Genomic DNA, 25,318 nt, shown 5'->3' on the forward strand with positions numbered 1-25,318 from the left:
AATGAAAATATCTTTGCTTACAATATCAGTTTTTTGTCATGAAACCGAAGACCTTGGAAAAATAAGGAAATCTATAGAACTTGTTATTCCTTCAGCTGTAGAAGGGGAGATTAGATCTGATCAAGTTAAAGGTCATTTTGGCAATTACATTACTTTGCTAGAATATAGATTTTCTAAGTCGCTTGCAGTAAAGGCTTTTCAGGACATTTTAAATAAGCTCTCTTCCGCTGATATGATAGTAATTATTACTACATTATCGGAACGCATGGAGAAATCCAAACTTTACCTCAGATTTGATAAACAATATTTAGTGGCTAAAGGAGAGCTCACTTTAAAGGAGGGCAATGACGTTGTAAGGATAATGGTCTCATTTAATGGGCCATATAAAGAAGTTATTAAGGAGTTGAAACAAATTGCTAGCAATAGAGCCATGCATAATGAAGCCAGATCTACAAAGTTATCTTAATGTTTTAGGCTATTCCTCTGGCTTAGTTGAAGCAAAAACTTCTAGTTATTCTAAGTTCACACGATATACACTCCATAAGGGAGAAATAAAGAACTTTAGAAATATAATGCAAAAAAATAGAAATACGATATTATTTTCTAAGCCATATGATATAGAAACGCTTAGATTCTCTGTTCTAACTTCTGAGATTTCTGGGATCACCGTTGATGATAGTAACATCAAGATATTCAGGAAAGCTATGTTGAATTTAATAAACTATAATAAGAAAATAGTGGAGATTTCTCTGAAGTCAAGTTCATTTGTGATTAGTAGAGCAATATCTTGGGGTTATAAATGGAGTTTTCCCCTGATTTTTTCCTCTTTTGCTCAAGAATTTAATGAAATTTGGCCATTAGTTTCTAAGATAAATTACCTAATAGTTCACGGTGCATCTCAAGTGCAAGCTTACAAATGGGTTTTAAATGATCCGTTCAAACTCTTTTCGAATGAATGATGTTACAACTTTTAATTGATATTCTATTTACGGTGTGGCTTTCAACGTTGACAATCATTTTAATATTGGAGAGAAAAAGAAATAAGAAGAGTTTAAATATGGAAATACCTAAAAATAGGCAATTAATAAAAGCCAAGAGATATATAATCTTTAACGTTATTACCGAATCTTCCGACCTCGAATCCTCACAAATTGAAGAAGCAATAAGAGTTTCTGTAAAAGAATTGCTAGGGAAAGTTTGGTTAGACATTTCTAATCCTAGAGTGATATTTTTCTTGCCAGATAGAAAAGAAGGTATAATTTCAACAAATAGAGGAGGATATAAAGTAGTTATTGCAAGCCTTCCTTTGACTAAAAAGGTTTCTGGGACTAAGGTATTGCTAGTGCCAGTTAAGACTACGGGAAGTTTAAAAAAGGCAAAAGAGATGATAGGGCTTAAGTGATGACACCGCTCCAGACTGCAGAATGATGACCTCTGCGACGAGCTGAGTTTGGTTATTTTAGTAAGGGATAGAGGTAATGTTTAATATTAAATTATTTATAATGTATTACATTTTAATTATTGATGTGCACTTTTTAACGTTATGCATTGCCTTATTCTGTATATTATTTCTAAATTAAGTCGAAATAAAATACATCTTAAGTAGATAAGCTTCTGAACAAGATTTTTAAAAAGCAGACTTGTATTAGAAGAAGGTGTTAATGGTTTGGCATTAGGACCAGCAGCAATGGGATATGATAGAGCTATAACGATTTTCTCGCCTGATGGTTCATTATATCAAGTTGATTACGCTTTTGGGGCAGTTAAAAAAGGATGGACAACTTTAGGGATAAAGACAAACAGTGGAGTAGTTATTGCAAGTGAAAAGAAAAGGGAATCTAGGCTTCTAGATCTTGACAATATAGAAAAAGTGTTTATAATAGATGACCATATAGGCTGTAGTTTTGCAGGTCTTGCTTCTGACGGAAGAATTCTTATAGATTATGCAAGAACTAATGCGTTACAGCACAGACTAGTTTATGATGAGCCAATAAGCGTAGCTTACTTGACCAAGTTGATTTCTGATGTTAAGCAGGCTTATACACAGCACGGCGGAGTTAGGCCTTTCGGTGTGGCTTTGCTCATTGCAGGTATAGATAAACGAACTCCAAAACTGTACCTAACAGAGCCAAGCGGTCAGTTTACTCCATATCAAGCTATAGCTATAGGTCAGGGTGACGCTGCAGCCACAGAATTTTTAGAAAAGAATTACAAAGCTGATCTTAGCATGGAGGATTCAGTGATTCTAGCGTTAAAGGCATTGCAAACAGTTCAGAAACCTGGTGAGAAGTTAACTCCAAATACAGTAGAGCTAGGTATAGCTTCGGTTGAAACTGGAACGTTTAGGAAAAGTAATTTTGAGGAAAGACAGTCCTTTATTCAGAAACTTGGGTGATAAACATATATGACAAAAGAGAACTATGTGACGGTGAGATATGAGTCTCATGGAGAGAAATTTGAAATTCTTGTTAAACCGAAGGAAGCTCTTGATTTTAGAAGTGGTAAAAGTATAAGTATTTCTGATATAGTAGTTTCTGATACGATATATAAAGATATTAAAAAAGGCCAAAAGGCATCTCCCTCTTCTTTAAAGAAAGTCTTCGGCACCGTGGACTATGAGAGCATAGTAAAAGAAATTCTAAAGAAAGGCGATATTCCAGTTACTTCTGAACAGAGAAAGGAACTCTTAGAAAAAAAGAGAAAGCAAGTTATTGATTTCATTCACAGAAATGCGGTAGATCCAAAAACTGGACTTCCAATTCCACCAGCTAGAATTGAAGCTGCTATGGAACAAGCAAAAGTTCATGTAGATATGGATAAGGAAGTAGAAGCACAAGCCATGCAGATAATTAAAGAGATAACTAAAGTGATACCTATAAAAGTAGCTAGGGCAATGCTCCAAGTCACTGTTCCACCTCAATATAGCTCTAAGGTGAAGTCAGTACTTCCTTCATTAGGCGATTTAAAAAAGAGTCAGTGGTTAAGCGATGGAACTCTCACCGCAGAACTTGAAATTCCTGCAGGAGCTCAACAAGAAGTTATTGATAAGTTGAATTCTTTAACCAAAGGTGATGTAGAAGTAAAAGTGTTGCAATTTAGGTGAGTTGATTTGAGTCAGCCTAGAATGATAGTACAGCCCAGAGCTATAGTGGCTCCTGGAGACATTATAGCGGAAGGTGAAATAAAAGTAGGATGGTCCCCTTACTTTCTAAGAGTAGGCGATAAATACATTTCTACAGTAGTCGGAATGGTTAATGTTAAGGATTCTTCGTTTGAGGTAATTCCGTTAGAAGGTTCCTTCTACTATCCTAAAGTAGGCGATACGGTAATAGCTTTGATAAAGGATATAGAGCCTTATGGATGGAGTACAGATATAAAGGCACCTTATTCAGCGTATCTTCCAGCATCATCTCTGTTAGGTAGACCTGTAAACTCTGGAGAAGAAATCAGGAAATTTATGGATATAGGTGATTATGTAGTTGCTAAAGTTGAAGCCTTCGACAGGACAACTGATCCTATTCTCTCCTTAAAGGGAGGAAAAGATTTAGGAAGAATAAATTCTGGAATAGTAATTGATTTCATGCCTATAAAGGTAGCCAGAATAATAGGAAAAGGTAGGAACATGATAGAAACCTTGTCTACTGAAACTGGTTGTAATATTTTTGTAGCTCAGAATGGTAGACTTTTAGCTAATTGCCCATCTAAAGCTTCAGAGGAACTCCTAATTTTCGCCATAAGAAAGATAGAGGAAGAGTCACATATTAAAGGTCTTACTGATAAGATAAAGCAATTAATAAGAGAAAAGGCAGGTGGTATAAGTGCTTCAAATGCAGAAACCAAGGTTAATTCTTGAAGACGGTAAAAGGACTGACGGTAGAAGTTTCGACCAAATGAGACCTATTTCTATTGAACTAGGTGTTCTCAAAAATGCGGATGGTTCTGCTATAGTCCAAATGGGAAATACTAAGGTAATTGCAGCGGTTTTTGGACCCCGTGAAATGCATCCTAGACACTTAGCTCTGCCCGATAGGGCAGTCCTAAGAGTTAGATATCACATGACTCCATTTTCTACCGATGAAAGGAAAAATCCAGCTCCTAGTAGAAGGGAAATTGAATTATCTAAGGTAATAAGGGAGTCCCTCGAGGCTTCGATACTAGTAGAGCAGTTTCCTAGATCAGTAATTGACGTTTTTGCAGAAGTTCTCCAAGCTGATGCAGGGACTAGACTGGTCGCATTAATGGCGTCATCGATGGCAGTGGCTGATGCAGGAATTCCAGTAAAGGATATAATAGCTGGTGTAGCAGTAGGTAAAGCCGATGGTCAACTAGTCCTTGATCTAAATGAGCCAGAAGATATGTGGGGCGAGGCTGACATGCCCGTTGCCATGATGCCTTCTTTAGGTCAAATAACTTTGCTTCAGCTTAATGGAAACATGACGCCGTCAGAGTTTAAGGCTGGACTTGAGCTTGCATTAAAGGGTATAAATCAAATATATGAGCTTGAGAAAAATGCTTTAAGGAGCAGATTCTCTGAATATAAAGAAGAAGGTGATTAAATGTCAATAACTCCATCAAACCAAAACGTGGTTCCTTCTATTAAAAGAGAATCAATAATAAGTATTTTAGAGCATGGTAATAGAACTGATGGTAGAAGGCTAACAGATTATAGAAATATTGAGGTAAACTTAGGATATGCCAAAAAAGCCGATGGATCTTGCCTATTAAGATTAGGAGACACTTTAGTTCTTGCTGGAGTAAAGTTAGAAACGGAAGAACCTTTTCAAGATACCCCTAACCAGGGAAATTTAGTAATCAACGTGGAGCTACTTCCTTTAGCGTACGAAACTTTTGAGCCTGGACCTCCAGATGAGAATGCAATTGAACTAGCCAGAGTGGTAGACAGAAGTCTCAGAGATTCTAAAGCAGTTGACTTATCTAAATTAGTTTTAGTTCCAGGGAAACAGATATGGACAGCCTGGGTAGATATATACATTCTTAACTATGGTGGAAATGTACTTGATGCTAGTACCTTAGCTTCTATTTGTGCTTTATATAACACAAAATTGCCTTCAGTGGTTCAGTCAGATAATAATGCGTTAATAGATAAAGAAAACAAAACTTCAGCCTTTCCTTTGAACTATCCTGTAGTTACGGTGACTGTGGCTAAAATAGGCAAGTTTTTGATTGTAGATCCTAATCTTGAAGAAGAAAGCATAGCTGAAGCAAAACTATCAATATCTTATACGCCAGACTTTAGAGTAGTCGGAATTCAAAAAAGTGGCAGCGGCACTTTTTCCATGCAGGAGATAGAAGCGGCTGAGAATTTAGCACATTCTTCTGCAGAGAAGCTCTTCGGTGAACTTAAAAGTCTACTCGGAATAGAATTCGGTGAGATAAGAAATGGGTAAAAACACTCGAATTGCAGGTAGATTCGGCCCAAGGTATGGCTCTAGCCTTAGGAAATCTTGGAATTCGTTAATGGAAAAGAGATATGAGGAGCATCAATGTCCTTATTGTAAAACTACCGGTAGTGTGAAAAGGTTAGCTTCAGGAATATGGTCATGTAAAAAATGTGGAACTAAATGGGCTGGCCTTGCTTACACGCCGTATTAGAGTAGTTTTTACTTCGTCTAGGGATGCTGGAAGTAGGGTTAGATCCCTAGAGAACTACTTCTATTCCATTTTCTCTGATTCTGTAAAGCTAAACAGGGGTAGAGCCAGTTTAGAATCAATTCTAACTACTGCGCAGAGGCTAAACTCAGACTTCTTATGCATTATAGAAAGTAGGAATGGAAATCCATCTACAATAAAGTTATTTTCATTATCTACTTTTCAACTAAAGTACGCTTTTGAGATAAGAGGTTTGTCTTTGTATAGTGATAAGGGTATTCCTCATAAATTTCAGTTCTCTAGACCTTATTTGAACTACGTAGAGACTGCTTGCGAACAAGTTAAGTGGTTTTTAATAGATTTAGGCGCAATAATAAATGAAAGAGGGAAAATTAAAGTTAATATTAAGCAGGAAGAGAAAAATTGTAGGGTGATTTTTTCATCTGGGCAAGAAATAATTTTAAGCTTGCTTTTGCATAACATTCTAGAGCAATGAATGCTAAAGTTAATGTTAAGCTTTCAAATATAGAAGGTAAAAACGCAGAGCTTCTATACGGAGCAATAAGACAGGAAGAAATAGACAAGGATCTCGTTACGTTGGAATTGGAAGGCAATTCTCTTTCAATTAAAATATGTGCATGCTCTTATACAAAGACTAGGGCAATACTCAACTCTTATATACTATGGTTATATACGATACTTCAGTCTTTAGAAGAGGTAGAAAAAAATGACAGAGAAATTACCCCCTGAGCTACAAACTCAATTAGGTAAGTTTCAACAACTAAAGGATCAGTTAGATAAGCTCTTGCAAGAAAAAGCGGTAGTTGAAGGAGAGTTGAAAGAGATCAACAAGGTTCTAGAAGAACTTTCCTCATTGCCTGCTGACTCATTATTATATAAAATTATAGGGAATATATTTGTGAAGACAGACAAAGCAAAGGTAGAGAGTGAGCTTAATGATAGGAAAGATCTTCTTGAACTTAGATCTAAGGCATACCAAAAACAAGAAGGTCTTTTGAGGAAGCAATTAGAAGAATTACAGACCAAGATTAATGAAATGCTATCACGTTATTATCCTCAGTCAGGCGGTGTAACTAAAGCCTAACATTTATATTATTCTATAATTCAGCTATTTTTAATGCTAAGAATTTATGTCGATGAAAGAGAAAATCAAAGTGGGATACCGGATTTATTAAGAAGTTATGGAGTTGCCGTTGTTTTACAGCAGCTTAGTGTAGGCGACTATATATTGGGCGACGGGGTGGCCGTAGAAAGGAAATCAGTTAATGATTTAGTAAATTCTGTATTTGATAAACGTTTATTTGATCAGATTAGCAGGATGAGTCAAACTTATGCTCTATCTTTTCTCCTTATCGAAGGGGATTTATCAAGGATAAAACAAATAACAGATAGATGGAAAGCAATAAATGGTGCAATTATCTCTTTAATAATGGATTACAAGATTAATGTTATTTACTCTATGTCAAAAAGTGATACTGTAGAAATATTAATAAAGATCGCTAAAAAAAGTCAGGAACAGGATAGACCTATGAGAGCTATAAGCCTACATGATAAGAGGAAATTATCTAGCATAGAGGACTTTCAGGAATATATAATAGAGTCATTCCCAAATATAGGTAGTAATACTGCTAAAAAAATAATGAAAAAATTCAAATCTATAAATGATTTTTGTAATGCATCTTTGCCTGAACTAGAAAAAGCGTTGGGTAGCAAAAAGCGTGCCGAACTAATTTTTTCTATAATACATAAGAATTTCTCTATTAGCTCCGAAGGCGTTGAGAATAGTAACGAAAAAGAGAACAAACATAAGTCGCTTTTTGATTTCATGGATTCAAGTTAGTCATCTTGATTGATCTTCTCTATTATTCATCATTCAGTGTTAATTTAAAATTCTTAATGACCTAATTTCACGATATCCTATGAGGTAAAAATCTAATGAAGTTTTTACCACTACATTTTAATATAGGGCAACTTAAATCTACCCAGATATTGTGGTGAGATGTTTTGCCACGTTATAAGACAGCAGACCAAGTCCTAGGTCTTATGAAGGATAGGACTAGGGTCAGAAATATAGGAATAATAGCTCACGTTGATCATGGAAAGACAACTACAAGTGATACTCTATTAGCAGCATCTGGGATAATTTCACCTAAAGTAGCAGGAGAAGCTTTAGCGTTAGATTATTTAAGTGTAGAACAGCAGAGAGGAATTACAGTAAAGGCAGCTAACGTAAGCCTATACCATGAAATGGACAACAAAGGTTATGTAATAAACCTAATAGATACTCCTGGTCATGTTGACTTTAGCGGTAGAGTGACCAGAAGCCTGAGAGTTCTGGATGGGTCTATCGTAGTTGTAGATGCCGTAGAGGGAGTTATGACTCAAACAGAGACAGTTCTAAGGCAGAGCTTAGAGGAAAGGGTAAGACCAATTCTTTTCATAAATAAAATAGATAGACTGATAAAGGAACTAAAGCTTGGCAAGGACGAAATGGTGCCTAGGCTCACTAATTTAATTAAAGAAGTAAATAACATGATAAATACTTATGCTGAGCCAGAGTATAAGGAGAAATGGATAGTTGATCCTGCTAAGGGTACAGTCGTCTTTGGATCCGCTAAAGATAAGTGGGGATTTACGCTTCCCATGGCGCAGAAGAAAGGAGTTAATTTCAAGACCGTATATGATGCGTATACTGCACCCGATAAATCTAAACTTCAGGAGTTAGCCTCGGTTTCTCCAATTCATGATGCATTATTAGATACAGTAATTCAGTTTGTTCCCAATCCTATAGACGCTCAGAAATATAGGATTCCGAAAATATGGAAAGGCGATTTAGATAACGAGATTGCTAAGGCCATGTTAAATGCAGATCCTAACGGTCCTATAGTTCTGATGATAACTGATATGAAGGTAGATCCACATGCCGGACTAGTAGCAACTGGTAGAGTATTCTCTGGAACTTTAAGATCGGGAGAAGAAGTTTGGTTAGTTAACGCTAAGACGTCTCAAAAGACGTTACAAGTTAGCTTGTACATGGGTTCAACCAGAGAGTTAGCAGAGGAAATTCCTGCAGGAAACATAGCTGGAGTTTTAGGCCTTGATAGAGCAAGATCTGGAGAGACAGCAATAGATCCGAGATATAAGGATATACAAGGTAGCTTCGAGACTCTACACTATGTTTCCGAGCCAGTTGTAACTATTGCAATAGAGCCAAAGAATCCTAAAGATCTAACTAAGATGATAGACTCACTAAGGAAGTTAAGCATAGAAGATCCTAATCTAGTAGTTAAGATAAACGAGGAAACAGGAGAGTATCTTCTATCAGGTATGGGCTTTCTACATCTAGAAGTATCTTTACAACTTCTGAGAGAAAACTACGGAATAGATGTTCAGACCTCACCGCCTATAGTAGTATACAGGGAAAGCATAAGGGAACCTAGCAAAAGAATATTCGAAGGTAAATCTCCAAACAAGCATAACAAATTCTACATTAGCATAGCCCCTTTAAACGATAAGACTATCGACCTTATAGCTAACGGCACAATAAAGGAGGATATGGATCCTAAGGAGATGGCTAAGGTGTTAAAGGAGCAAGCTAATTGGGACTATGATGAGGCAAAGAAGATCATTGCAATAGATGAAAACGTTAATGTGTTCATTGATATGACAAGCGGTGTTCAGCACTTAAGAGAGATAATGGATACAGTGCTCCAGGGCTATAGGTTAGCAATGAAAGAGGGTCCATTAGCACGTGAGCCAATTAGAGGAACTAAGGTAGTTCTACATGATGCTACGGTACACGAAGATCCTGCTCACAGGGGACCTGCACAGCTCTTCCCTGCAGTTAGAAATGCAATATTTGCAGCATTCTTAGATGCTAGACCCACGTTATTAGAGCCCATTCAGAAGCTGGATATAAGAGTTCCAATGGATCTCATAGGAAACGTTACGGGAGTGATAACTAGGAAAAGAGGAAGAGTAATTAACGTTATTGATTCAGGTAGTGTAGCGAGGATCATGGCAGAAGTGCCAGTGTCAGAGTCATACGAGATGGCCAGCGAATTGAGGGGTGCAACTGGAGGAAAAGCCTTCTGGGGGACCGAATTTAGCAGATGGGCTCCAGTACCTGATAGCATATTACAGGATATAGTACTTAAAATAAGAGAAAGGAAAGGAATGCCAAAGCAGATGCCAAAGATCGAAGACTTCCTATCGTGAACCGAATTGTCCAGACCTTTTTCCTACGCTAAAGCAATCTTTTTCGATTATGATAATACATTAGTGGACTTTCAGTCCAGTTCTATAGCTGCTTTAGATAAAGTCTCTTCTGAAATTCATGACTATCTAATTGATGAAGGAAAGCAAAATTTTCCAATAGAGAAAATAAAACAAGTTGTATTTTCTGTATCATCCAGGCTAGATGAAGAAGGCGTAGTAGACAGAAATTTATGGTGGGAGAAATCTCTGGAAAATTTGGGAGTTAAAGGTATTGATAGAGCACAGTTTTACGATTGGACTAACTTATATTGGTCCGTAGCTTTCAATAGTGAACCGTTTCCAGATGCGTTACAGTTTCTAGAATATTTAGCTAATAAAAAATATATAATAGGGCTTATAACAAATGGCGATGGAGAAGGAGGAAATAAGAAGAAAAGAATAAGGAATTTCCCTCTTATCGATATATTTAATATCGTTATAGTAGGTGGGGAAGACGGTATTAAACCTAAACCGAACTTAGACCCATTCATAGTGGGATGCGAAAAAGCTGGAGTATCGGTCGAAAAATGTGTTATGGTAGGGGACGACCCAGTTAAGGATTGCCTAGCCTCAAAAAAGGCTGGATACGCTTCCGTTTTAATAGATAGACAAAGCAGAATAAAATTTCCAGAACTTTATGCTGACTTTGTCGTAACTAAGCTGGTTGATCTAGAAGAACTTCTTTAAGGCATTATATATTTCGTTAATATATATTTCTGAGTACTCTTCCTTAATTGCGTCTAAGTAAATTAGATATTCTCGTAGTAATCCATATCCGTTATCAATTAATCTATCAATTCTCCCAAAATTTTCGATATCAATATAGCTCTTGTTTACATTAGAGACTCCATATAGAACTGGAAACAATTTTACGTTAGCTGTGCTGTCGATGGGAGTTATTGTGGCTCCACATAGCCTTAAGATGTTTCTATAAATCATTTCGTCTTTTCTAAATAGTTCTTCGGTCAAATTAGTAACGTAAGACTTTAAGTTAGTTGTTAGGTACGACGATTCATTCTTTATAAAGTCAGTTACTTCTTTATAATTTTTGTTTGAATCTATATAATTTCCGATTATTTTCTGTATTAAAATCGGTAGTTCTTTTATAGCGTAGGAAAATATTTTTTTATCTAAATCATCTTTATTACTATGATAAACTGGACTCGATCTACTTTCTATCATGATGGAAGGTATTCCATATTTTATAAACGAATATCCATCGTTATATGGATCTATTTCAATTTTAGTATTTAATAGTCTATATACTATGTTTGATATACCTGGAGTCGCTAGAGCTTCTATATTACTAGTTTCCAGATTATCCAGATTTATATTTAGAGTAATATTATCTAATTTGTTTTTCCTTTTCTCTAAGAAGTTGAGGGATCCATAGGACCAAGACCAACTTGAAAAAGACGGTGATCCAGACTCCTCTGCTGTGAAGCTAACCAGATGTAGCTCGCTCTCACTTCTTTCAATATTAAGCAATGTTAGCAATGAAGCCATGTTATCCCTGAAACCATTAAACCAATGATCATGATGAGCGGTTATATATATAGAACTTTCCCTTTTTCCGTTAAGTATTCCTTCTATAATGAAGCCTACAGAATAAGGGTTGAAAGAAGTCTCAATCTGTAATTCTATATCACCTTTGTTCTTTTCCACTTTAGATGCCAATTCTGGCGTTATATATAACGCTGGAACAGTAGGAGGTTTACTATACTTTCTTTGTAAAAAAGGTCCGCTTTTTAGTACGAACTTTCTGAGGCTATCATCCATATATATGAATAGTGCTTTACATGTTTCTGATGAATAGCATTTTTCGTAAACAAATGGTAATTCTAAAAGGCTATTTATTTTGGATATCATGAAATCCTTTTCCAAGGTCCCTTTTTCATACGAACTGGGTGAATAAGGCAAGACGACGTATTTGTCTTCTGGTATAGCCTCACCATTAACGTAAAACTTTGAATGCTTGAGCTCCCAATTCATAACCCTTATTTGCTCTACCCTTACTTGGTCAGTTCTCTCCTTTAATAGGGATGAAAGTTTAAGGTAAATATTTCTCTCTTCCTTTGATCCTGCTACTACCTCACCTTCCTTTATTAAAGTATAAAAGTCATTTTCGTTTATCATTTCTTCATATGCTTGGTAGAGTCAATTTAATCTTTGACAAAGATGGCATTTATGAGATTTTGTTAGGTACCAATGGAATTAGACCGGCTTTAAGACCTATAGGTTTAATTAAGAGTGGAAATTCTTTAAAAGCAAGGATTTATAAGGGAACCCTAACCTTAGCAAATTTATTTAGAAACGATATTTGCTCCATAAATTTTGCATCACCAAAGGATTTTTGGTACGCCATAAAGGACAAAATACCCTATTCTTTTTACTACAACGTTCCAGTCCTTAGACATCACGCTATAGCGAAATGTAGTGTGTTAGATGGTGATAAGGATCCAGCTGAAATAATAATAGATATAATAGATTATAAGGATTTAACCTTACCTAACATGCTTTTGCGCAGAGGAGACTATCTTTTAATAGATTTACTAATTAATTTCAGTAGAATAGATATATATAAGGGAGAAGAACTTTCTAGATTACTTTTTATAATAAAATATGAGATTAATGTTATACAGAAAACCTCACCAGATTTCATACCAATAATAGAAGAAATTAAAAGTGAAATACTCTCAAAAGGTTATAAGCTTAATTAAACCTTCTCTATATATGCATTTTAATGTAGTAGTTCTACCTGGGGACGGTGTAGGACCGGAAATATATTCCGAGTCTAAAAGAATACTAGCTAAATTAAAGGAACTATATTCGTTAGACGTAGATTTCTTTGAGGCCGAAGCTGGCGACTCGGCTTTAGCTAAGTATGGCGAGGCATTGCCTAAATCAACCATAGAGATAATCTCAAAGTCTGATATAATATTGAAAGGACCTGTAGGAGAATCCGCCATGGATGTAGTTGTAAGGCTCAGACAGATGTATGATATGTATGCAAATATTAGACCAGCCAAATCTCTTCCCAACGTAAATTCTCTTTACAGCAATGTTGACTTGTTAATAGTAAGAGAAAATACAGAAGATTTATATAAAGGCTTTGAATTTATTACAAGTCCAGGTAACGCCGTAGCCATGAAAATAATAACTGAGTATGCTTCTAAAAGGATAGCCAACGTTGCGCTCAACTATGCTAAAGTAAGAAGAGGAAAAGTGACAGCAGTTCATAAGGCCAATGTAATGAGGATTACCGATGGCCTATTTGCTAAGTCTTGTAGAGAAGTATTGAAAGGTAAAGTAAACTACGAAGAAATGTACGTGGATGCCGCAGCGGCTAACCTAGTGCGAAAACCTTCTTACTTCGACGTAATAGTTACAACTAATGTATATGGAGATATTCTAAGTGATGAGGCAAGTCAAATAGCTGGAAGTTTAGGTATAGCCCCATCAGCCAATATTGGAGATAATAAGTCAATGTTTGAGCCTGTGCATGGAGCAGCTTTTGACATAGCAGGTAAAGGTATTGTTAATCCTACAGCGTTTTTACTTTCGGTGTCCCTCATGTTGCAAAGAATGGGTGAAATTTCGAAAGAAGAAAAATACTTGAGTGCAGCGTCATCACTAGAGAACGCAATTAGAAAGGTTTATTCAGATGGAAAGAGGTTAACTCCTGATATAGGCGGTTCTTCAAATCTTTCAGAAATAGTTACGGAGATATTTTCTAAGATAATCTAAAGGATCCTCTTAGATTTTTTAACCAGATGTTTTTAAGACCTATTGGTGGGCTGAATTATCTCCAGTAAAGGCACTAGACAATAAATTTAATATTAAAGATATAGAAGATAAAATTATAAAATATTGGAATGAAAATAAAATATACTATAAGCTAAAAGAGGAAAATGGAAAAAGGCAAGGAAAATTTCTTTTCATAGATGGTCCTCCATATCCCTCAGCTCCAATCCCTCACATAGGAACCATATGGAATAAGGTAATAAAGGACTGCATTTTGAGGTACGAAAGGCTAAACGGCAAGAGAGTATATGATCAGCCTGGTTATGATACTCATGGTTTGCCTATAGAAGTAGCAACGGAGAAAAAATTTAATATAAAAACTAAGCAGGAAATAATTGAGAAGGTAGGAATAGAGAACTTTGTTAATTATTGTAGAAATTTTGCATTAGAAAATGTTAATGCTATGACTAAGAATTTCAAAAATGTAGGAGTTTTCATGGATTGGGACAACCCTTATCTAACCCTCAATCAGGACTACATGAGCAATTCTTGGCTAATTATCAAAAAGGCTCATGAGAGAGGTTTACTTAGACGTGGAGTCTCCGTTCTTCATTGGTGTCCTAGATGTGAAACTACTCTCTCTGATTATGAAGTTTCAGAGTATAAGGACATAGAAGATCCATCAATATATGTTAAATTTAAGATAAAAGGAGAAAATAATAAATTTCTACTAATCTGGACTACTACACCTTGGACTATTCCATCCAATGTTTTTGTAATGATAAATAAGGATTACGATTATGTAGACGTTAAGGTTGACAATGAGATTTATGTAATAGCTAAAGCAAGGGTAAGCCAAGTAATGAAGGAGGCTGGAATAGATAAGTATGAAATAATATCTGAATATAAGGGTGAAAAATTAATTGGTACTACGTATGAACATCCTTTGAAAGATTTCTTAGATTTTCAAAGAAAGTACGAAGAATATCATAAGGTAGTTGACGCTGGGGATATAGTTACATTAGAAGACGGTACTGGCTTAGTACATTCTGCACCAGGTCATGGTGAAGAGGACTTCCTTATTGGGTCTAAAAATGGTATGCCAGTTATTATGTTCGTCGACGACCAAGGAAAATTCACTGGGGCTGTAGAAAGATATAAGGGCAAGTACGTCAGGGATGCCTCCGAGGAGATAATTAGAGATTTAAAAGAACGTAGATCGCTCTTCTATTCGTCAAAGATAGTACATAGGTATCCAATATGTTGGAGATGCAAGACTCCGTTAATTCTTAGGGCAATAGATCAGTGGTTTATAAAAGTAACTGAGTTAAAATCTGAGATGTTAGATCAAATAGATAAAGTAAAATGGATACCTGAATGGGGTAAGGTGAGAATAGGAAATATGGTCAAAGATCTTAGAGATTGGGTAGTGAGTAGACAACGTTTCTGGGGAACTCCTCTTCCAATTTGGATATGCTCTAAGTGTGGTAATGTTATTGTTGTAGGAAGTAAGGAAGAGCTGAAGGAAATTGCTCTGAATGATATACCTGATGATTTGCATAGACCATGGATAGACAAGGTAGTTGTTAAGTGTAATAAATGTGGATCCGAATCCTATAGAATTCCAGATGTAGCTGACGTGTGGTTTGACAGCGGTGTAGCGTTCTATGCAAGTCTAGGACATAATTGGAGCGAAGTCTGGAAGGAGGCAGGACCAGTAGATTTAGTCCTAGAGGGTCATGATCAACTAAGAGGATGGTTCTTCAGCCTCCTTAGAGCAGGCATGATACTTCTGAATAGATCTCCATACGAATCAGTTCTAGTACATGGCTTCATGTTGGACGAACAAGGAAGAGAAATGCACAAGAGTCTAGGAAACTATGTAGAACCATCTGTGGTTATAGAAAAGTATGGAAGAGATGTATTGAGATTATGGTTACTTAAGAACACAACTTGGGAGGATGCTAAGTTTTCATGGAACTCTATGGATTTGATTAAAAGGGAGTTACAGATTATATGGAACGTATTTGTGTTTTCCTCTACCTACATGTCAATAGATGAATATGATCCAGCTAAGTACTCCTTGGATAATGTTAGGCAATGGATGGATATTTCTGATTTATGGGTATTATCACGTTATAATAGGACACTTAAGACCATAAAGGACGCTATGGAAAGCTACAAGGTACACGAATTAGCAAATTTGATTATGCAATTCATTGAAGATGATTTGAGTAGGTTCTATTTACGTCTTGCAAGAAGAAGAGCGTGGATAGAAGGCGAAGATATGACTAAAACTGCAATGTATACGGTTTTATATAATATTTTAAAGGGTTCTATTATATTGCTATCTAGTATTATTCCTCATATAGCAGAAGAAGTATATCAGAACTTCGTTGTTAACCCTAAACCTAGCGTTTCTATGGAGGACTTACCAATTCCGGACGAGAAATATATAAACGAAGAACTGGAGAGAGCCATAAATAAGGCTAAGGAAATAGAAGAGGCCGGGCTTAATGCTAGAGCTAGGGCTGGGATAAAGTTAAGATGGCCTTTAAAGATCGCTTACGTTTTCCTGGAGGACGAAAAAGAACTAAAAAGTCTGAATGAGATTAAAGCTGTACTATCATCAATTTTGAATGTTAAAGATCTACAATTTTATCCTATTACACATTATAAGGAATTTAGCAGCTTCAAAGTAGAACCTAATAAATCCGCTATAGGAAAGGAATTTAAGCAGCTTTCTAAATCTATAGTTAGCTATATAGAGAAGAATCAAGAAAACATAGCGAGAGATTTAGTTTCTAAAGGGTCTCATATCGTTAGCTTGGATGGCACCGAAGTAGAATTGAAGAAAAACCATGTTTCTGTATCTGAGGAAACCAAGGATGGTTTCATATCCTCTAAATTCGACGGTGGCATTATTGTAATAAATAAGGAAGTATCAAAAGAGGAAGAAGAAGAAGGAATAATAAGAGACATAATAAGAAGGATTCAATTCATGAGAAAGGAGCAAGGTTTACAGATCACCGATTTCATAGAAGTTGAAATTATGCCACCCGAGGATAAGAGGGATATTCTAACTAGATGGTCAGAATATATTAAGAACGAGGTAAGAGCTATTAGCTTAACTATAACCGAGCCAAAGTTCAATTCAAAGACTTGGAACATAGAAGAAGAACAATATTCAATTGGTATAAGAAAGGTAAAATAAACTTGATATTTATTCCTCGTAGAAAACCCTTGAATCTTGTCCTTTTTTTATCATTGTTTGATAAACGAGATCTTAGATATATAACTGAAAAATTCTCATTCATAATGAGAGTTTCTTCAATATTCAGAGTTAATGATTTGATTTGGATAGATGACGTAAAAAATAAGGACATTAATAAAATTATATGTGAACTATATAAGTATTCTATATTACCTTCATATCTAAAGAAAGATTTTCCGATAAAAAATGAACTAAAATATGCAGGCCTATTAAGTCCAGTCAATCTACCTTCTCATCCTCAACAAGCCTTGCCTTTGGAAGGCGAAGTAAGAATAGGCAGGAAAGGGAATTTCGGAATAGACGTTGATACACCTTATAACGACGGTTACTCTATGGTCATCGATTCAATAAAAAGAAGAGCGATCAGTTATCCAGATTTTACGCTATATTCAGGAGCCGCTCAGAAAATAATAGATGAAGAAGGATTTTGCTCAGCTATATCATCCTTCACGATAGTAGGCACTAGAAGTGGAAATAATCCTTTAGAACGTTACTTTGAGATAAAGAATAATTATGAGAAATTTGGTATAACATTAATAATAGGTCCACCAAAGGGCGGGATAATTAGAAAAATATCTTCCTGCAATGGAAATGAAGAAAAAGAACAATATAACAAGATAGAGTTTTACAATTTTATTCCTAAACAAGGTGTAAGAGATGTTAGAGCAGAAGAGGCTTTACTATCTTCTTTATCCATAATAAACATGATAATAAACTAATGAAAGCCACGATAGTCTTTTAAACGAGAGGAAAAAGAGATAGTGGATCATAAGAGGTAAGGCTAATGGGTCATCGTAAGTTATCTTCACCAAGACGTGGTTCCGCGGGCCTAAGACCCAGGAAAAGGTCATCAGAGTTCTTGCCAACGCCCAGAAGTTGGCCATCTATAAAAGGCAGTAATCCTACTCTGTTAGGTTTCATAGGTTATAAGGCCGGAATGACTCACGTTTATATGGTCAATGACAAGCAAAGATCAGAGACATTTGGAAAAGAGATCTTTGTGCCAGTTACAGTAATTGAAACTCCTCCAATAGTTCCAATTGCGATAAGAGCTTATACACCCAAAGGAAGTATTATAGGGGAATTTTGGGCTCAGGAACTTCCGAAAGAATTACAGCTGGAGAGAAGAATATCGCATTTTAAGTTACATGTAGAAGATAACAAGAAATCTTTAGAAAAAATAAAACAAAACTTGGAAAAAGCTGGTTATATAAGAGTAATTGCAGGATCTATGTCAAGCAAAGTAAAGTCGTTAGGCAAGAAAACCCCCGACATCTCTGAGGTACAAATAGGAGGAGGCGATATAAAGGCACAGCTTGACTATGCGTTAAATATAATAGGAAAACCAGTTGAAGTAGATTCGATTTTCAAAGTTGGTCAGCTTATCGATGTAATTGGAGTTACCAAAGGAAAAGGATTCCAAGGGGTAGTTAAAAGGTACAGCGTAGTTGAATTACCTAGGTGGCATAAACACAGAAAGGGAAGCAGAAAAGCCGGTACCAAAGGTCCATCTTTGGGCACTCCAAGCTATACCCCTCAGCCAGGGCAAATGGGATTTCACAGAAGGACTGACTATAATAAGAGGATATTGAAGATTTCAGCCGATCCTGCAGAAATAAATCCGGCTGGAGGCTTTGTCAACTATGGCCTTATAACCAGTAACTATTTAGTTATAAAAGGTTCAGTTCAGGGAGCTAAGGGTAGGCCACTTTTCTTAAGATATCCTATAAGGCCTTTCCAGTTGGCAGCAGAGGCTCCACAAATTACATATATAGACACGTTTAGTAAACAAGGGTGATTAGATGATATATCTTGAGTTATTAGAAAAGAAATCTCAAATAATTGGAAAAGAAGGAAAAGTGGAAGGGGAAATAAAGCTTCCTTTAATATTTAGCTATCCAATAAGAAACGATTTAATAAGAAGAGCATTTCATGCATCTTTTACCAAATCCTTGCAGCCAAAGGGAAGAGATCCCAATGCTGGTAGAAGAACGTCTGCAGAAAGTTTCGGAATTAACTTAGGTATGGCAAGAGTACCTAGGGTAAAGATTACTGGAGATGCAGCTCTGGCACCTAATACTGTAGGCGGAAGAGCAGCATTTCCTCCTTCTCCCAGGGAAAAGATAGTGGAGTATATAAATAGAAAAGAGATGCGAAACGCAGTGATAAGTGCTTTAAGTGCTACTGCAGATGAAAATGTAGTGAAAATGAGAGGACATAAGTTTACAGTTGCAGTTCTTCCAATAATTGTAAAGGATGAGGTGGCACAGCTATCATCAACTTCAGATGTCGAGGAATTATTAGAAAAAATTGGAATTATTGACGATATAAAAAGAGTTAAGGAAGGTACGAAGATAAGGTCTGGAAGGGGTAAAATGAGAGGTAGAAGATATAAGGAACCTATAGGTCCTTTGCTGGTAGTTCATTCACCCGAGTTACCTATAGTAAAAGCATTCAGAAATCTTCCTGGTGCAGATGTCATTACATCTAAACAAGTAAGTGTAATTCATCTAGCTCCTGGTGGACATCCCGGTAGATTAACAATTTATACGGAAAGCTCAATTACTCAACTGGAAAAGAGGTTAGGTGCATCTAAATGAACGTGATATTAAGTGCGGTAGCAGCTGAAAAAGCAATCAAATTAATCGAGTCCACTAACACTATAGTATTGGTTGTAGATAGAAAGTCTACTAAGTCTGACATTAAAAAGGAAGTAGAAGAATTGTTTAGTGTAAAAGTAGAGAAGGTAAATACTGAGATAACTCCAAGGGGAGAGAAGAGAGCTTTTGTTAGGCTTTCTCCAGAATATAAAGCCAGTGATTTAGCTGGTAAACTAGGTATATTCTAAGGTGAGATGAATGGGTAAGAGTTTACTACAACAGAGGGCAGGAAGGGGTAATATAAATTTTAGAAATCCAGGTTGGTTGAAAGTAGGGAAAGCTAGATATCCTAACATAAAGGGTCATTATATAGGTAAAGTTATAGACATTCTTCATAACCCTGGAATTGCAGCTCCTCTAGCAGAGATAAAATTAGAGAATGGGGTAAAATTCTTTACGCAAGCCGTACAAGGACTAAGGGTAGGCCAGAAAATTGAAGTAGGAGGAACTAATCCCTCTATGGGAAATATAGTAGAAGTATCTTCTTTACCTGAAGGAACTCTCGTTTGTAATATAGAAAAAAATCGTGGAGACGGAGGGAGGTATGCAAGAGTAGCCGGCGGTTATGGAATAATTATAGGAAAATCTGGTAACAAAGTTATGATAAAATTACCTTCTGACAAAATAATTGGGGTCGAATCCGACGCTAGAGCTACAGTAGGCATAGTTGCGGGAGGTGGAGTAACCGAAAAGCCAATCTTAAAGGCCGGAAACAATTACTGGAGATTCAAAGCCAAGGCGAAGAAATGGCCCCATGTTAGAGGAGTTGCAATGAACGTTGTGGATCATCCTCATGGAGGAGGTCTTCACGCTAGTGTAAGCAGACCTTCTACTGTATCTCGTAACGCTCCTCCAGGAAGAAAGGTAGGGCATATAGCTGCTAGAAGGACCGGAAGGAGGGAAAGCAAGTGAGTTTTAAATAGTTAACAGAAGGTGAGTATTTGTATGTCAATCGAAATATTGCCGGAATGGAGGAAGTTTAAATATAGAGGAAAGACCTTAGATGAGCTTATGTCTATGCCTATGGATGAATTTCTAAAGTTGCTTCCTTCTAGGCAGAGAAGATCTATAAACAGAGGTTTTACTGATGCTCAGAGAGCTCTTTTAGAGAAAATTAGAAAATACAGAAGAGAGGGAAAGAACAAGCTTATAAGAACTCATGTACGTAGCCTAGTTATATTACCTGAAATGGTTGGCTTAAGGATGGCTGTATTTAATGGAAAGGAATTTGTAGAATTTACTATAACTCCTGAAATGATTGGGCATTATTTGGGAGAATATTCAATAACGACGAAGAAGGTAGAGCATGGAGAGCCTGGCCTAAAGGCAACAAGGTCAAGCTTATTCATGGCCATGAAGGGATGATAAAAATGGGCAAGTGGATATATCCTGAACTTCAATATGAGGAATCAAAGATAGCGAAGGGTTTAGTTAGAGAAGCACCTGTGTCTATAAGAGATCTTTATAACGTATGCAAGGCAGTGAGGGGAATGGGTCTTACTGAGGCAAAGTCTTATCTACAGAATGTTATAGAAATGAAAGAAGCTGTCCCTTACTGGAGATATAATACTGGCGCTTCACACAAGCCTGGATTAGAGCAACGTTGGGGGATAAAGGCAGGCAGATATCCGCGTAAAGCGGCGAAATATGTGTTGAAGTTACTCGATAATGTTGAAGTTAATGCAAATTCAAAAGGTTTGGATACAGAAAAATTGAAGATAATTCATATAGCAGCTCATAAAGGGCTTACCCTAAAGAGGTTTATTCCAAGGGCTTTTGGTAGATCGTCCAAGAAATATAGATATACCTCAAATATTGAGGTGGTAGTAGCAGAGGTCGAGTAAAATGGTTAACGTCAGAAAGTATTTCCTTCAAAAATATATGACTAGAGTTATGGTCGATCAATATCTAGCTAAGCAGTTCTATAACGCTGAATATTCTGGAGTTGAAATAAATAGAAGTCCTATAGGTACGCGTGTAATAATCTATGCGGGAAGACCAGCTATGATAATAGGGAAAGGAGGAAGAACAATAAAACAGTTAGCTCAGATATTGGAAAAACATTACCAGATAGAGAATCCTCAAATTACCGTTACTAATGTGGAAAAGCCAGAGTTGGACGCTAGGGTTATGGCATTTAGGTTGGCAATTACTTTGGAAAAGGGTTATCATTTCAGAAGGGCCGCTTTCATTACAGTAAGAAAAATAATGAACGCAGGTGCTTTAGGTACAGAGGTAGTAATAAGCGGTAAGTTAAGCTCTGAAAGGGCACGCTACGAAAAGCTAAAGGAAGGTACTGTATATAAGAGCGGACAGAGTCTTGATTATATGGTAGATAGAGCCATAGCAATAGCTACTCTAAAGCCTGGTATATTTGGAGTAGAGGTAGTAATAACTAAGCCTCTAAATCCAATTGACAAGATGTCTTTGAACGAAGATGTTAACATGAATGAAGAAGGTGGAGAATCTCCTGCCCCTTCACAAGGCGCAATAACAGTTACAAATGTCTCCTTCATAGATAATGAAGGAGGAAATAAGAATGACGAAACAAAAACTAGAGGTGGAGAATCATGACCATAAAACCTAAAGAAATAAGAGAAATGAAGATGGAAGATATTGATAACAAAATAGCGGAATTGCAAATGGAGTTAATGAAATTAAGGTTACAATCTAAGATAGGAACGTTGAAAAATACGTCATCTATAAGAAATACTAGAAAGGATATAGCTAGGCTAATAACTATAAAAGCCGAGATGGAAAAAGCATCGAAATCACAGTCAAATGAATCCAAGCTATAATTTTGCATCTATTACTTTTATAATTTTTCTATATTTTTACTATAATAAGATTTTTATCTAGGCTTTGCTTTCGTTTTCTCATGAAATTTCTTGATGTGATAGGTTTCAAAGTGAAGATTTTATCTCATTCTGATTTTAATCTAATAGGTATATCAGGGGAAATAGTATACGAAACCCAAAAATTTCTAATTATAAAAAAGGACAACGGAAAGGAAATAATGGTCTATAAGCCAAATGGGGTCTTCCTTTTATCGTCGCAAGGAAAATCTTATATTATACGAGGGGACAAACTGCTAGGTAAACCTTGGAAAAGGTCAAAAAAGATTAGGTGATTTTATGAAGTTCTCAGAAGTAAAAGAGGTAGGCGTACAGGGGGTATCCGTTCCCTCAAATAAATGTCAAGATAATAACTGTCCCTATCATGGAACTTTAAGAGTTAGGGGCATGATAGATGAAGGGCTTTTAGTGAAATACAGAGCAAGGAACATGGGAGTCGTAGAGAGAGAATATCTTTATTATAATAGTAAGTACAAGAGGTATGAGAAAAGGAGGAGCAAGATCCACGCTCATATTCCTCCATGTCTAGACGTTAAAGAGGGAGATAGAGTTATAATTGGCGAGACTAGACAGCTAGCTAAATCTATATCATTTGTAGTTTTAGGAAAGAGGTGAAATAAATGTCGGAGAAGCTTCAAGTATTAGGTTCGAGAAAAGGTCTAACACCAGCACTGCAACATATGTCGGAGGTGACTGTAGCTGATAATAGCGGAGGAAAATTAGCTATGATAATTGGAGTTTATGGCTATCATGGTGTTCTAAGAAGGGTACCTTTTGCAAATATAGCAGATCTAGTAATGGTTTCAGTGAAAAAGGGATCTCCCGAAGTTAGGAAACAGAAGTTTAAGGCTGTAGTTATAAGGCAGCGTATGCCATTTAAGAGGCCAGACGGAACGTGGATTTCATTTGAAGATAACGCCGTTGTTATTGTAAATCCAGACGGTACTCCGAAGGGAACTGAGATCAGAGGTCCAGTGGCTAGGGAAGCTGCTGAAAGATGGCCAAAAATAGCTAGCCAAGCTACTATTGTAATTTAAGGTGAGAACTTATGGTTTCTTCAAAACCATCAAAACAGAGATCTGAGATTAGAAATGCTCCTTTACATAGAAGGAAAAACATGTTAGTTGCACCAGTGACAGATGAAATTAAATCCCAACAAGGAATTACCAGGATAAGCATAAGGAAAGGAGACACAGTGAAAGTAACGAGAGGTCAGCATGTAGGAACTGAAGGAAAAGTGGCAGTTATTGATACTAGAACTGGAAGAATAGGCATTGAAGGTTTATCAAGGAAGAAGGTTGATGGAACTCCAGTTTACGTAATGATTCATTCCTCTAAGGTTATGATAACTAAGCTTGATATGGGCGACAATAGGAGGAGAGAAAGCATAGAGAGAAAAGCTTCTGAGAGGAAGAAAACTTTAGAAAGGAAGCAAAACACTTCTACGAGTTAAAAGGTGAAAAATAGTGGTACATTTTACGAGATTTGAGGCTCCTGGATTTCTTGCTGTTAATAAGAAAGAATATAAATGGGTGGTAAGACCATCTCCTGGTCCTCATAGGGCGAGATTTAGCGTTCCTTTAGCTGTAGTACTTAGGGATCAGCTAAAAGTTGCGACTTCTATAAAGGAAGTAAAAGCTATAGTTTCGCAAGGAAAAGTTCTAGTTGACGGAAGGATAAGGAAGGATTATAGATATCCTATTGGTGTCATGGATGTGATAGCTATTCCATCAGCATCGCTTTATTTTAGAGCAATGCCACACCCCACTGATTATATAACTCTTGTTAAGATTACTTCAGAGGATGCCACTTATAAGTTAGTTAAAGTAGCCAATAAGACAACTTTAACGGGGAAGAGGACTCAACTTAATTTGGACGACGGAAGAAATATTCTAGTTAATGAAGAGAAAGCCAAGTCAATTCATACTAGAGATACTTTGAAAATAGAACTTCCAAGTCAGAATATAATAGGGCATTTGGAGATGAAGGAGGGTGCATATGGAATAATAACTGGAGGTAAAAACGTCGGCGCACATGGAAAGATTTCCTCAATAAAGAAAGCTCAATATAAGGTTGATGCCTATTCCTTAGTTACTGTGGAGAATCAGGCTGGATATAAATATGAAACTAACTTAAAGAATGTAATGGTTATAGGAGAGGAAAAACCTGAAATAAGGCTTGAGTAGAATGGCAGAGGCTCAAATTCAAACTCAAAATAAAATGCGTCAAATTAAACTGGAGAAAGTTACTGTAAACATAGGCCTAGGAGAATCTGGGGAGAGGTTGCAGAAGGCATATCAATTAGTTCAGGAATTGACAGATGTAAAGCCAGTATATACTAGGGCCAAGAAATCTATAAAAGAATTTGACGTAAGGAAGGGGACTCCTATAGGAGTTGCCGCAACGTTAAGAGGAAAGAAAGCTGAAGAATTTCTTGCTAGGGTTCTTCCAGCAATAAATAACAGAATTAAAGATAGTAGCTTTGATAGATATGGTAATGTGGCATTTGGTGTATCTGAACACGTAGTAATTCCTGGTACTCATTATGATCCTGATATAGGTATATTTGGTTTAGATGTTGCTATAACGTTCATAAGGCCTGGCTATAGAGTAGCGAGGAGACAGCGTAAGTCTGCTAGAATACCTAAGAGGCATAGAGTTACTAAAGAAGAAGTCATAGATTATTTAAAGCAGAAGTTTGGTGTTACAATAATATCGGGTGAATCATAATGGGCAAATTCAAACCTCCAGCAGAAAGAAAGTACGGAAGAGGAGTTCAGTATTGCCGTAGATGTGGAAGCACAGATTCAGTTATTCAGAAATACGGGATTTATCTTTGCCGTCAATGTTTTAGGGAAGTATCTTCTGATCTGGGTTTCAAGAAGTATTGGTGATGC

34 protein-coding genes and 1 pseudogene are annotated in these 25,318 nt (G+C 36.5%); 34 read left to right on the forward strand and 1 reads right to left on the reverse strand.

Annotation, left to right across the window (positions count from 1 at the left end; genetic code table 11):
* The first annotated feature begins 1 nt into the window (after window position 1).
* The 15 genes from RQ359_RS00540 to RQ359_RS00610 all read left to right on the forward strand — a co-directional run bounded on the left by RQ359_RS00540 (window position 2) and on the right by RQ359_RS00610 (window position 10,575).
* Entirely contained in the window at window positions 2-466 is a 465-nt protein-coding gene (locus RQ359_RS00540; RefSeq protein ID WP_162308969.1) for an RNA-binding domain-containing protein, read from the forward strand.
* Window positions 414-959, forward strand: a complete 546-nt coding sequence (locus tag RQ359_RS00545) for an RNase P p30-like protein (protein WP_156016319.1) — start codon at window positions 414-416, stop codon at window positions 957-959. The genes RQ359_RS00540 and RQ359_RS00545 overlap by 53 nt, the downstream gene beginning before the upstream one ends.
* A complete protein-coding gene (locus RQ359_RS00550) occupies window positions 956-1,402 on the forward strand; it encodes an Rpp14/Pop5 family protein (RefSeq protein WP_054838651.1) in 447 nt (148 codons plus the stop codon). Before RQ359_RS00545 ends, RQ359_RS00550 begins: the two co-directional genes overlap by 4 nt.
* Window positions 1,403-1,666: 264 nt before the next feature.
* Window positions 1,667-2,395 (forward strand): archaeal proteasome endopeptidase complex subunit alpha, encoded by a 729-nt coding sequence (gene psmA, locus RQ359_RS00555; RefSeq protein ID WP_054838650.1) that lies wholly within the window; start codon window positions 1,667-1,669, stop codon window positions 2,393-2,395.
* 9 nt (window positions 2,396-2,404) lie between these two features.
* A complete protein-coding gene (locus tag RQ359_RS00560) occupies window positions 2,405-3,103 on the forward strand; it encodes a ribosome assembly factor SBDS (protein WP_156016318.1) in 699 nt (232 codons plus the stop codon).
* A gap of 6 nt (window positions 3,104-3,109) precedes the next feature.
* Complete coding sequence (rrp4, locus tag RQ359_RS00565; protein ID WP_156016317.1) at window positions 3,110-3,853, forward strand: exosome complex RNA-binding protein Rrp4; 744 nt, start codon at window positions 3,110-3,112, stop codon at window positions 3,851-3,853.
* Window positions 3,819-4,556, forward strand: coding sequence for an exosome complex exonuclease Rrp41 (rrp41, locus tag RQ359_RS00570; protein WP_054838649.1), 738 nt, complete (start codon window positions 3,819-3,821; stop codon window positions 4,554-4,556). Before rrp4 ends, rrp41 begins: the two co-directional genes overlap by 35 nt.
* Window positions 4,557-5,408, forward strand: a complete 852-nt coding sequence (gene rrp42, locus RQ359_RS00575; RefSeq protein ID WP_156016316.1) for an exosome complex protein Rrp42 — start codon at window positions 4,557-4,559, stop codon at window positions 5,406-5,408. It begins immediately after the preceding gene.
* Window positions 5,401-5,613 (forward strand): 50S ribosomal protein L37ae, encoded by a 213-nt coding sequence (locus RQ359_RS00580; RefSeq protein WP_083476981.1) that lies wholly within the window; start codon window positions 5,401-5,403, stop codon window positions 5,611-5,613. The genes rrp42 and RQ359_RS00580 overlap by 8 nt, the downstream gene beginning before the upstream one ends.
* Complete coding sequence (locus RQ359_RS00585) at window positions 5,573-6,106, forward strand: hypothetical protein (RefSeq protein WP_054838648.1); 534 nt, start codon at window positions 5,573-5,575, stop codon at window positions 6,104-6,106. Before RQ359_RS00580 ends, RQ359_RS00585 begins: the two co-directional genes overlap by 41 nt.
* The gene (locus tag RQ359_RS00590) at window positions 6,103-6,360 is read left to right on the forward strand and encodes a KEOPS complex subunit Pcc1 (RefSeq protein WP_156016315.1); all 258 of its coding nucleotides are present in this window, start codon (window positions 6,103-6,105) and stop codon (window positions 6,358-6,360) included. The genes RQ359_RS00585 and RQ359_RS00590 overlap by 4 nt, the downstream gene beginning before the upstream one ends.
* Window positions 6,338-6,715 carry a prefoldin subunit beta gene (locus RQ359_RS00595; protein ID WP_054838667.1) on the forward strand — a complete coding sequence of 126 codons (378 nt, stop codon included), beginning with the start codon at window positions 6,338-6,340 and terminating at the stop codon, window positions 6,713-6,715. The genes RQ359_RS00590 and RQ359_RS00595 overlap by 23 nt, the downstream gene beginning before the upstream one ends.
* A gap of 33 nt (window positions 6,716-6,748) precedes the next feature.
* A complete protein-coding gene (gene xpf, locus RQ359_RS00600) occupies window positions 6,749-7,471 on the forward strand; it encodes a 3'-flap repair endonuclease Xpf (protein ID WP_156016314.1) in 723 nt (240 codons plus the stop codon).
* Between the two features lie 164 nt (window positions 7,472-7,635).
* Window positions 7,636-9,849 (forward strand): elongation factor EF-2, encoded by a 2,214-nt coding sequence (locus tag RQ359_RS00605; protein ID WP_054838647.1) that lies wholly within the window; start codon window positions 7,636-7,638, stop codon window positions 9,847-9,849.
* Between the two features lie 6 nt (window positions 9,850-9,855).
* Window positions 9,856-10,575, forward strand: a complete 720-nt coding sequence (locus tag RQ359_RS00610; RefSeq protein WP_156016313.1) for an HAD family hydrolase — start codon at window positions 9,856-9,858, stop codon at window positions 10,573-10,575.
* Here the strand turns inward: RQ359_RS00610 and RQ359_RS00615 are convergent.
* Window positions 10,558-12,024, reverse strand: a complete 1,467-nt coding sequence (locus RQ359_RS00615) for a M28 family peptidase (RefSeq protein ID WP_156016312.1) — start codon at window positions 12,022-12,024, stop codon at window positions 10,558-10,560. The two genes, RQ359_RS00610 and RQ359_RS00615, sit on opposite strands and share 18 nt — an antisense overlap.
* 8 nt (window positions 12,025-12,032) lie before the next feature.
* Between RQ359_RS00615 and RQ359_RS00620 the strand changes: the two genes are divergently transcribed.
* The 19 genes and pseudogenes from RQ359_RS00620 to RQ359_RS00710 all read left to right on the forward strand — a co-directional run bounded on the left by RQ359_RS00620 (window position 12,033) and on the right by RQ359_RS00710 (window position 25,315).
* Window positions 12,033-12,608 carry a DUF447 domain-containing protein gene (locus tag RQ359_RS00620; RefSeq protein WP_156016311.1) on the forward strand — a complete coding sequence of 192 codons (576 nt, stop codon included), beginning with the start codon at window positions 12,033-12,035 and terminating at the stop codon, window positions 12,606-12,608.
* A gap of 13 nt (window positions 12,609-12,621) precedes the next feature.
* Window positions 12,622-13,635: an isocitrate/isopropylmalate family dehydrogenase gene (locus RQ359_RS00625; protein WP_054838666.1), complete on the forward strand. Its 1,014-nt coding sequence runs from the start codon at window positions 12,622-12,624 to the stop codon at window positions 13,633-13,635.
* Between the two features lie 73 nt (window positions 13,636-13,708).
* A pseudogene (gene ileS / locus RQ359_RS00630) lies at window positions 13,709-16,846 on the forward strand (isoleucine--tRNA ligase); the annotation flags it as partial.
* 53 nt (window positions 16,847-16,899) lie between these two features.
* Window positions 16,900-17,625 (forward strand): putative RNA uridine N3 methyltransferase, encoded by a 726-nt coding sequence (locus RQ359_RS00635; protein WP_276608302.1) that lies wholly within the window; start codon window positions 16,900-16,902, stop codon window positions 17,623-17,625.
* 65 nt (window positions 17,626-17,690) lie between these two features.
* A complete protein-coding gene (locus tag RQ359_RS00640) occupies window positions 17,691-18,704 on the forward strand; it encodes a 50S ribosomal protein L3 (RefSeq protein ID WP_054838641.1) in 1,014 nt (337 codons plus the stop codon).
* Between the two features lie 7 nt (window positions 18,705-18,711).
* Window positions 18,712-19,506, forward strand: coding sequence for a 50S ribosomal protein L4 (gene rpl4p / locus RQ359_RS00645; RefSeq protein WP_054838665.1), 795 nt, complete (start codon window positions 18,712-18,714; stop codon window positions 19,504-19,506).
* Between the two features lie 2 nt (window positions 19,507-19,508).
* On the forward strand, window positions 19,509-19,754 hold the full coding sequence (locus RQ359_RS00650) for a 50S ribosomal protein L23 (protein WP_218185296.1): 246 nt from the start codon (window positions 19,509-19,511) through the stop codon (window positions 19,752-19,754).
* A gap of 10 nt (window positions 19,755-19,764) precedes the next feature.
* Window positions 19,765-20,478: a 50S ribosomal protein L2 gene (locus RQ359_RS00655; RefSeq protein WP_054838639.1), complete on the forward strand. Its 714-nt coding sequence runs from the start codon at window positions 19,765-19,767 to the stop codon at window positions 20,476-20,478.
* A gap of 33 nt (window positions 20,479-20,511) precedes the next feature.
* Complete coding sequence (locus RQ359_RS00660; protein WP_156016308.1) at window positions 20,512-20,931, forward strand: 30S ribosomal protein S19; 420 nt, start codon at window positions 20,512-20,514, stop codon at window positions 20,929-20,931.
* 5 nt (window positions 20,932-20,936) lie between these two features.
* Entirely contained in the window at window positions 20,937-21,410 is a 474-nt protein-coding gene (locus RQ359_RS00665) for a 50S ribosomal protein L22 (protein WP_054838664.1), read from the forward strand.
* Window position 21,411: 1 nt separating this feature from the next.
* Window positions 21,412-22,140 carry a 30S ribosomal protein S3 gene (locus RQ359_RS00670; protein WP_054838637.1) on the forward strand — a complete coding sequence of 243 codons (729 nt, stop codon included), beginning with the start codon at window positions 21,412-21,414 and terminating at the stop codon, window positions 22,138-22,140.
* Window positions 22,137-22,364 carry a 50S ribosomal protein L29 gene (gene rpmC, locus RQ359_RS00675; protein ID WP_156016307.1) on the forward strand — a complete coding sequence of 76 codons (228 nt, stop codon included), beginning with the start codon at window positions 22,137-22,139 and terminating at the stop codon, window positions 22,362-22,364. Before RQ359_RS00670 ends, rpmC begins: the two co-directional genes overlap by 4 nt.
* Before the next feature lie 80 nt (window positions 22,365-22,444).
* The gene (locus RQ359_RS00680; protein WP_156016306.1) at window positions 22,445-22,696 is read left to right on the forward strand and encodes a ribonuclease P protein subunit; all 252 of its coding nucleotides are present in this window, start codon (window positions 22,445-22,447) and stop codon (window positions 22,694-22,696) included.
* Window positions 22,697-22,700: 4 nt separating this feature from the next.
* Window positions 22,701-23,036 carry a 30S ribosomal protein S17 gene (locus RQ359_RS00685; protein WP_054838663.1) on the forward strand — a complete coding sequence of 112 codons (336 nt, stop codon included), beginning with the start codon at window positions 22,701-22,703 and terminating at the stop codon, window positions 23,034-23,036.
* A 5-nt stretch (window positions 23,037-23,041) separates the two neighbouring features.
* The gene (locus tag RQ359_RS00690; RefSeq protein ID WP_054838636.1) at window positions 23,042-23,458 is read left to right on the forward strand and encodes a 50S ribosomal protein L14; all 417 of its coding nucleotides are present in this window, start codon (window positions 23,042-23,044) and stop codon (window positions 23,456-23,458) included.
* Window positions 23,459-23,469: 11 nt separating this feature from the next.
* A complete protein-coding gene (gene rplX, locus RQ359_RS00695) occupies window positions 23,470-23,874 on the forward strand; it encodes a 50S ribosomal protein L24 (protein ID WP_054838635.1) in 405 nt (134 codons plus the stop codon).
* Between the two features lie 13 nt (window positions 23,875-23,887).
* Window positions 23,888-24,607, forward strand: a complete 720-nt coding sequence (locus tag RQ359_RS00700) for a 30S ribosomal protein S4e (protein ID WP_054838634.1) — start codon at window positions 23,888-23,890, stop codon at window positions 24,605-24,607.
* Window position 24,608: 1 nt separating this feature from the next.
* The gene (locus tag RQ359_RS00705) at window positions 24,609-25,151 is read left to right on the forward strand and encodes a 50S ribosomal protein L5 (RefSeq protein WP_054838633.1); all 543 of its coding nucleotides are present in this window, start codon (window positions 24,609-24,611) and stop codon (window positions 25,149-25,151) included.
* Complete coding sequence (locus RQ359_RS00710) at window positions 25,151-25,315, forward strand: 30S ribosomal protein S14 (protein ID WP_083476976.1); 165 nt, start codon at window positions 25,151-25,153, stop codon at window positions 25,313-25,315. Before RQ359_RS00705 ends, RQ359_RS00710 begins: the two co-directional genes overlap by 1 nt.
* Window positions 25,316-25,318: the final 3 nt, after the last annotated feature.

The organism is Sulfuracidifex metallicus DSM 6482 = JCM 9184 (genome assembly GCA_032834875.1).
Taxonomy (GTDB): Archaea; Thermoproteota; Thermoprotei_A; order Sulfolobales; family Sulfolobaceae; genus Sulfuracidifex; species Sulfuracidifex metallicus.